General features: G+C 61.2%; 11 protein-coding genes. 4 read left to right on the forward strand and 7 right to left on the reverse strand.

The genetic code is table 11. The annotated features are described in order from the left end of the window. Nucleotides 1–24: 24 nt before the first annotated feature. The 7 genes from LN415_09105 to LN415_09135 all read right to left on the reverse strand — a co-directional run bounded on the left by LN415_09105 (nt 25) and on the right by LN415_09135 (nt 3,327). Complete coding sequence (locus tag LN415_09105) at nt 25–417, reverse strand: hypothetical protein (GenBank protein ID MCJ2557242.1); 393 nt, start codon at nt 415–417, stop codon at nt 25–27. Then, nucleotides 392–1,390 (reverse strand): nucleotidyltransferase domain-containing protein, encoded by a 999-nt coding sequence (locus LN415_09110; GenBank protein ID MCJ2557243.1) that lies wholly within the window; start codon nt 1,388–1,390, stop codon nt 392–394. The genes LN415_09105 and LN415_09110 overlap by 26 nt, the downstream gene beginning before the upstream one ends. Nucleotides 1,391–1,552: 162 nt before the next feature. Beyond that, nucleotides 1,553–2,011 carry a hypothetical protein gene (locus LN415_09115; GenBank protein MCJ2557244.1) on the reverse strand — a complete coding sequence of 153 codons (459 nt, stop codon included), beginning with the start codon at nt 2,009–2,011 and terminating at the stop codon, nt 1,553–1,555. Nucleotides 2,012–2,093: 82 nt separating this feature from the next. Beyond that, nucleotides 2,094–2,360 carry a type II toxin-antitoxin system RelE/ParE family toxin gene (locus tag LN415_09120; protein ID MCJ2557245.1) on the reverse strand — a complete coding sequence of 89 codons (267 nt, stop codon included), beginning with the start codon at nt 2,358–2,360 and terminating at the stop codon, nt 2,094–2,096. Then, nucleotides 2,357–2,578, reverse strand: coding sequence for a ribbon-helix-helix domain-containing protein (locus LN415_09125; protein ID MCJ2557246.1), 222 nt, complete (start codon nt 2,576–2,578; stop codon nt 2,357–2,359). The genes LN415_09120 and LN415_09125 overlap by 4 nt, the downstream gene beginning before the upstream one ends. 1 nt (nt 2,579) lies before the next feature. Further along, nucleotides 2,580–2,852: a hypothetical protein gene (locus tag LN415_09130; GenBank protein ID MCJ2557247.1), complete on the reverse strand. Its 273-nt coding sequence runs from the start codon at nt 2,850–2,852 to the stop codon at nt 2,580–2,582. Next, entirely contained in the window at nt 2,827–3,327 is a 501-nt protein-coding gene (locus LN415_09135; GenBank protein ID MCJ2557248.1) for a hypothetical protein, read from the reverse strand. Before LN415_09135 ends, LN415_09130 begins: the two co-directional genes overlap by 26 nt. Before the next feature lie 266 nt (nt 3,328–3,593). Between LN415_09135 and LN415_09140 the strand changes: the two genes are divergently transcribed. From LN415_09140 to LN415_09155, 4 genes are all read left to right on the forward strand, one after another. Then, on the forward strand, nt 3,594–4,892 hold the full coding sequence (locus LN415_09140; GenBank protein ID MCJ2557249.1) for a hypothetical protein: 1,299 nt from the start codon (nt 3,594–3,596) through the stop codon (nt 4,890–4,892). A 121-nt stretch (nt 4,893–5,013) separates the two neighbouring features. Further along, a complete protein-coding gene (locus LN415_09145; GenBank protein ID MCJ2557250.1) occupies nt 5,014–6,021 on the forward strand; it encodes a hypothetical protein in 1,008 nt (335 codons plus the stop codon). Nucleotides 6,022–6,494: 473 nt separating this feature from the next. Further along, entirely contained in the window at nt 6,495–7,058 is a 564-nt protein-coding gene (locus LN415_09150; protein MCJ2557251.1) for a hypothetical protein, read from the forward strand. A 129-nt stretch (nt 7,059–7,187) separates the two neighbouring features. Next, nucleotides 7,188–7,352, forward strand: a complete 165-nt coding sequence (locus tag LN415_09155) for a hypothetical protein (protein MCJ2557252.1) — start codon at nt 7,188–7,190, stop codon at nt 7,350–7,352. Nucleotides 7,353–7,444: the final 92 nt, after the last annotated feature.

The following is a 7,444-nucleotide window of genomic DNA, read 5'->3' on the forward strand; positions in this document are numbered from 1 at the left end:
AGGACCGTGAGCGGGACCCGCGGCTCAGCCGAGCATCTCCTTCACGGCGTCGATGAACCTCCGCGCCTCGCGCACCCACCGCTTCGCCACGCGGCTGCCGACCTCGGTGCCCTTGTAGTCGTACTCCGACTTCTCGGAGACGGCCCTCATCAGGACGTTGCGCAGACCCGCGTACTTTGCGGGAATCCTGTTCTGCTTGAGGAGCTCCCCGAACAGCCTGCTGGCTTCCTCGTGACGGGTCGAGCGGCGACCGAGGTACCGAGACGTGAGCGCGTCGTTCGCCCTGATCATGGCGTGGATGTTCATCGCGACAGCGGTGGTGTAGCGCGCCCTCCCGCCCCTGTCTCCGGCGATGATAGTGCTCTCCGCTGCCGCAAGCCACGCCTCCGCCTCATCGAGTTCTCTCAAACAACACATCCCCCCTCTTGAGATCGCGAATGAGCTTCCCCTCCGATTCGAACTCCTTCACCAGCACCGCAATCGGAACGATGCTTACGCCTGTCTCGTCCTGCAGCTCGGAGGCGATCTCGTAGGCCCTGTCCATGGTTGGTTTGGATTTCCGGTCGAGCACGATCGCGACGTCGGTGTCGCTGCCCGCCACCGCCCTTCCCTCGGCGACGCTCCCGAAGAGGATGACCTTGCGCACCTGCGGGATCTCGCGGACGAGCTCCGCGAAGCGCTCCGCCACCCTGCGGTACGGGGACAGCTCCAGGGATGCCAGGCGCATCAGGTCCTTGATGACCGGCGAGCCCTCGTTCGTCGATATCACCGTGCTCGGGCCCACCTTCTCGGACGTCAGCGCGCCCATGGACACGAGGTCGCGCACGAGGCGCCAGGTGGTCGCGTAGGGCGTCCCCGCCTCGAGGGAGAGCTCGCGGATGGTGAACCTCCTCCCCGGAACGGAGAAGAGCGTGTCCAGGACGCTCTTGTGCCTCAGGACCCGGTCGTACGGCAGGCGGCGGGGAGCGGGCGGCTCGGGCTTCTCCCTCGCGGAGCCGGAGACCCGCCTGAGCAGCAATTCCCTCGGCGTGCCCTTCCGCGGGCGGGTGGCGATCCTGACTTCGTCCCCGACGACGACGAGACCAATTCCCAGCGCCCGGGCGGCGGACTCGAGCTCTGCGGTGAGGCTGCCCTCCGGGACGGCCAGGTAGGCATAGGTCGCGTCCGTGGCGTATACACCGACCTGCGCCAGCGCCTTGCGGAGGTCGCCGTGCGAGCCCTTCGCCTCCACTATTGCGAGTTCCTTCCTCCTGAGCAGGATCATGTCCGGCGTCCACGTCCTGATGCGGACCCTGCGGGCGAGCTTGTGGCCCCTGCCCCTGAAGAAGGCTTCCACGGCGTCCAGGACCTCTCTCTGCGTCACGATGCCCTGTGACTTGCTGTATTTCATGTATGGATAGATATATCCGCAAATGGATATAAGCATTATGCTGATGACGAGTGTTGCATCCAGACCGGCGGGAAGGTCCCTCCAACAGGCTCACGCTTCGGCGTGACATCCACAGTCTCCAACATGGATTTGAGGCGTTCATGATCGTTTTGGCGAAAGGGTCTACGTCTCCCAAGAGGCGCTGCCCAGCACGACCGAGTAGTCTTCGAAGAAGATATGCAGCTCGTAGGAGCCGCTCGGGTCGCAGGTGATCATGAAGCTGTCGCCGCCCGTCAGCTTCCCGTCCCCATCCCAATCGGCGAAGTCAATCGACGCTGTCGGGGTCCCGGACAGCGGTTCCATCACGTCGACCACGGAACCGTTTCGATGGAGCACCGCCTTGAAGAGGGAAAGGTCCTTTGCCTGGCTGACACCGCCGACCCGGATCCTCCACTGGTTGGCGCTCACTTCCTCGGGAGCGTCGAAGCCGACATTTGGCAGCAGGACGCTGGTTCCCGGAGTCAGATTGGGTGACCAAGGAAGGAGGAGCACCAGGGCGACGAGGACGGCAATCATCGCGATCCACGGAATCGCCGTCCAGGGAACGGTCCTCTTGGCCTTGGCGGGCGGTTCTCCCTCCATGCTTCCTCCCGGACTGAGTATGCCCTGGAGCGTTCATAACCGTTTTGGCGAGTGCGCCTCTCGCGGGCAATCGATTCACTGCTCAGAACAGCTTCGAGAAGTCATCGTAGACGTTCTCTCTGTGTCCGATGAACAGCACGACCACCCTGTTCTTCTCCTCATCGATCTCGTAAATCGCCCTGTGGTCTCCGATCCTCAGGATCCAGAAATCGGAATACCTCAATCGCTTGCCTCTCTCCGGGTGGGTCTCCAATTCCCTTGGTTTGCTCTCTATCCTCTTCCTTGTCGCCCTGTCCAACTTCGACGGGGAACTGGCGGATTTCGGGTGAAGGAAGACCTTGAAACTCATTCGGTTTCCTCAAGAGGCACGAGGATCTCAGGCTTCTCCCTCGCCTCTCGGCTTCTCTCCACCAGCATCTTGTAGAACTCCCGGGTCCTCTGGCGTTCCTCGTACAGGGCGAGAATGGTCTTGATCGCATCGCTTCTGCTTCTGAACCTGCCCTTGGCCACCCAGCGGTCTATCCCTTCGACCACTTCCTCTGGCACCCTCACTTGGATCTGAACCATGCTATTGCCTGTAAACGTAATCGTCTACGCAGTACTTCAACCTCTGCTCCAGGCTCTCACGAAACTCCGTGAAGGCGACGGAGGCATGGACCTGGCGGGCGAGTTCGGGAGCGGAGGGGGTGGGGAGACCCTGGTTGTCACGAGGACAAGTCCTGCTCGTTCTGACCCAGCCCCCCGTGACCTGTGTGGAATAGAACACGTGGAAGAGAATGCAGGCCAGTGATTGAGGCTTCTTGAAGATGATGGCCCTACGTCTCCCACGCCTCGCTTCCATATACGGAACCAGAGTCCCTCCAGACCATGACGAGCTCGTAGGATCTCGAAGGATCGCACTCGACCAGGAAGTAATCGCCGGCGCTCAACTTGCCGTGTCCAGCCAGATCCACGAACGTCAGATGAGTTGATGGCTCATCGGTGATAGGATCCAGCTCTTCGACGATGGTTCCATTCTCCAGAAGTATCGCCTCCCATCCATGGGATTCCGCTGGTCCATTGACCACGGTGACGGTGACCTTCCATTCGGTGGCGCTCATCTGCTCGGGATTTGAGAACCAAACACCACGGTATTGACCGGTCTCACGGAACATGAGACCAGCGAGGAGCGCGGCCAATATGAGGAACAAGACCGCCAGGACAACGGCTGTTCCCACCACCACGGGGAGGAAAAGCCTGTCCTCGCGAAGCCTGGGCTGTCCGGGCACCTGCCCCAGGCACAGAATCGCTCGCATCGGCAACTTCTTCGTCCGCATCCACTCCTTCAAAGACGCGACGCTGCTAATACCATCAAATGAACAACACACGTCCACTTAATCCTTTCCGACGGAGAACCTCAAGGATGACGTCTCTTGCTCAAAGATGACAATGGCAGACTGGGCTTCAATCGACAGACCCTTCCGTTGGCAACCAGCATCAGAGGAGTGCGACAGGAACGGACGGAAGTCTTTAAACAGATAACGCGATTCCCAGCACAGAGGAGATGCTTGCACGGCCCTAGCCGTGCGATCGGGTGGAGGAGATGAAGACACTTGACGAGTTCGCACTTCTGACCGGGCTCCAGAGAAGGGACAAGGTCGTCTTCGGGCTGTACCGAGGCTACCCGGTCCAACTGGTCTCGGCGATCCTGGACAACTGGCGGCTGACGGTCTCCTTCCGCGTGGCGGCCGACTACGAGCGCGCCAGGATGTTCGAGATCAAGCGCGCCGTGAGGGCTGCCGGCCTCGTGGGCAAGGGCAAGGTCATGCCCGACCACATATTCATCGAGATGGCGGGACTGCTGGGCCGGGCCCGGGCTCCACAGATCATCCAGGTGCTCGACAGCGTCATCGGCTTCATCAGCGGGGCCCCGGTCGCGAGCCCGATACCAGTCGCACCGGGGAGCCTGGCCGCGCCCGCAGGAGGGGTCGCGATCGGCGAGTTCGCGGACCTCACGGGGATGAGGCGGGAGGGCAATGCAGCCTTCGGTCAGTACAGGGGCTACCTGGTCAAGCTCACCGCCGCGCTCACGGACCACTACGCGGACTACTCCGAGATGATGGTCATGTTCCCTCAGGCGGGCGATCATGTCCGCGTCGGGGAGAGGCTCGACGTCGGGCCCATCCTGGAAGACGCCGGGCTCGCGGGCAACGGCAGGGTGGACCCGGGCCGCGTCTCGATCGGGATGGGGGAAGGGCAGGACCGCCCGGAGGCTGCGCAGATCAAGCGGGCGCTCGACGGCGTCATCGACGTCATGGCCGAGCTCACGCCCCCCTACGGGAACGTCTGCATGGAGTGCGGGGGCCTGGGCGTCGAGAGGACCGTTCTCGCGAGCGGCATGCCCTTCATGCTCTGCAGACCGTGTCTCCACAGGGCAACGGAGGACCTGCCCGAGACCCGGGTCCGGATGGGATTTGCACGCGAACGGACGGGACCGGACTACGGGACGGGACTTACCTACGGGATCCTTGCCATGATCGGGATGGCCTTCCTCTGGGGAATGATCTCGGCCGCGACGAACCTGACCTTCTACTATCTCGGCTTCATCGTCGGTTTCGCGGTCGCCTACGCCAATGCCTACGGCGCGAAGAAGGTCACAGGCGGCGTGTTGACCCTCGGTATAATCCTGGCGATGGTCGCCTCCTTCCTGGGCGAGGTGCTCTTCATCGTGTTCCTGTTGATGAAGGAGGGGATCCCCCTCGGCTACTTCGCCGAGGCTTTCGGTTGGTACCTGGAAGCTGAACCCTGGAATTTCGCGTTGGCGATGATGCTCGGGCTCGTGGGAGCCGGGGTCGCCTCGTATGTCGCACACACGAGCATCGGGATGCGAAAGCGGAGATAGGGCGCGCCGATGTGACCTGCGTCCGATCGACGCCTGCGGTTCGGGCTCGAAGGCGATCATGATCGTCTTGGCGAAAGGATTATCTCTTGCGCCCAGATTGAACAGCGGAGGAGGCGATACCGTGCAGTACCCTGAGGGAATGAGCGAGATAAACAGGAAGATCCACGAGGCTCGAGCTCTCTGGTGGGGAAAGAGGAACTACGCCAGAGCGGTGGAGGCCTACGCGGAGGTCGAGAAGATGTGGGAGGAGATGCCCTCCGAGGATCCTGACGAGGCCTACTCGAAGCGCGTGAACGGAGAGGTCCTGTACATCACCCTCGGGAATCTGATGGAGGCCATGGGCGAGCGGGAGAGAGCGATGGACTGCTACCGCAAGGTCTACGATCTCAGGGCCACCCATGTTCCAGAGGATTACCCCTTCTCCCTGGCATTCAACCTCCCGGTCTTCGACCCTAAGCCCGCGCTCAGAGAGCTGAAGGATCTGAAGAATCGACTCGTGAAGGCGGAGAAGCGCCCTACGCTGCCCTTCCACTTCCCGATGCTCTCTCTGAAGCTAGCCGAGGCTCTCATCGACGAAGGGAGGGTTGAAGAGTCGAGAGAAGTCTTGCTGGACTTCCTCGATATCGTTGACAGGGTCGAGAGAGTGGAGGAAATGCGGAAGGTTCGTGGTCAATTGCTCGGGTCGATGCACCAGTTCATGGCTTCCCACGCCTGCGAGCTTCTCGGCGAGAGGGAGAGGGCGCTGTCCCATCTTGAGAAGGCGGCTCGGTTGGTCGAAAAGCACGAGAGCGACATAGACGCACGTTGGAGGACGAATTGGGACAAAGGTCACTGGTACGAGGAGGCGGGAGCGATCTTCGAGAAGCTTGACCCGCGCAGGGCTCTGGAGTACTACGACAACGCCGAGCACCACTACGCGAAGGCGATGAGCGACCGTGAGTATCCCGACGAGTACTCGAGCTCCTTCTATGACCAGGAGTTCGATCGTCAGCTCGGACCCGCATCGGTCCTATTCCGCTATGACACCTTCGCCAGGCTGGCACTGCGGAGACATAGGGTCGTCGCCGTGATCGACGGTGAGGCGGGCTATCCGCTGAGGAGGAGGCCGAGAGGGGCAGGGAATCCATAATCGTCCTGGCGAAAGGACTCGTGGAAACGAGAATCGCAAGCCCGGGTTCGAAGGTCTGGCAAGGAGATTTGTTCCCGTCACGGAATGACGAATTTCGCAACGTCAGAAATCGCTCGAAATGTGGCGGATTGCCCTGATTGGTTTGGCATTTCTTTAAATAACTTGTGCAACAGAGAAAGGAACCATGAGTGCCTCGGACAAGAACGGGAACTTCGCGAAATGTGCGCTCTGGAGCGCCGGAACAAGCAGCGAGGAGCAAGCGAGGAGCAAGGTTTCAGCAAGAGACCTACAAGGAACCTGCAAGGAAGGAGCAAGGATCCCGCAAGGATGTAGCAAGTATGTCCCTGGTAAGTCCCTAGGACATCACAAGAAACCTGCGGAAGAACTGCAAGAGACCTGCAGACCCGAGCAGCGCCACGATCGCTCGCGCCTCGAGACGCGACTCCCGAACAAGGCACCAAGGAAGTACAAAAATGGACACAAGAAAGAACGTAGTGATGCGATTCGCATCAGGAAAGCTGGGTGACCAAGTGGTCGCAAGAGAATGGAAGGGAATACCCTATCTGGCGAACGTGCCCAAGTTCCCCAAGGACAGGGAGTTCTCCGAGAAACAGATGAGCCAGCAGGAGAAGTTCTTCGACGCAAATGCGTACGCGAAGGGCGTGATGCTGCTCGAGGAACCGCCGGAGATCTACTTGAAGGAGATCAAGGGCCGCCCCCTCACGGTCTTCAACGTCGCCATGAGGGACTACCTGAGGCCGCCGAACGTGCGTGACATAGGCATCGACGGATACACCGGCCAGCCGGGCGAGGAGATCGTCATCCGGGCGGTCGATGACTGCGAAGTGGTGTCCGTGCACGTCGCCATCACGAAGGACGGCGAGGTCGTGGAGGAGGGCGAGGCCTACGTGGACCCGCTCAACGCCACGCTGTGGCGGTACACGACCACGCAGGAGAACGAGCTCCCAGGGACAGTCATCGAGGCATACGCCACGGACAGGCCCGGGAACGTGACCGCTGGAGCCGTCGAGCTCTGAGACTGAAGGCGCACTACGCCGTCTCCGAACCATATGCGGGGACTGTCTTCCCCCACGGGCGGTGGCCACTGCTGCCGCCCTCTTTATTTCGGAGCGTAAGCGCCGTCGATCAAACGCGAGAGTGATCGCATGACCTGCTTGATACTGATGTTCGACCCGGATAAGACCCGCACGAGGTTCGTTCACCTGCCCGACGAGAAGGCTCCGGCCTCGATCAAGACCCGCATCGGGGACTTCGTCGTCATCCTGGAAGGAGAGTTCGCGGATGATAAGGCTCCGCCCCTACCAGAGTGAGTGCATCCGCGCCGTCCTGGAGCGCATTCGCGCCGGGGAGCGGCGGGCGCTGCTGCACCTGGCGACCGGGACCGGGAAGACTCTGATCGCCG

It is taken from the genome of Candidatus Thermoplasmatota archaeon, from assembly GCA_022848865.1.
Classification (GTDB): Archaea; Thermoplasmatota; Thermoplasmata; order RBG-16-68-12; family JAGMCJ01; genus JAGMCJ01.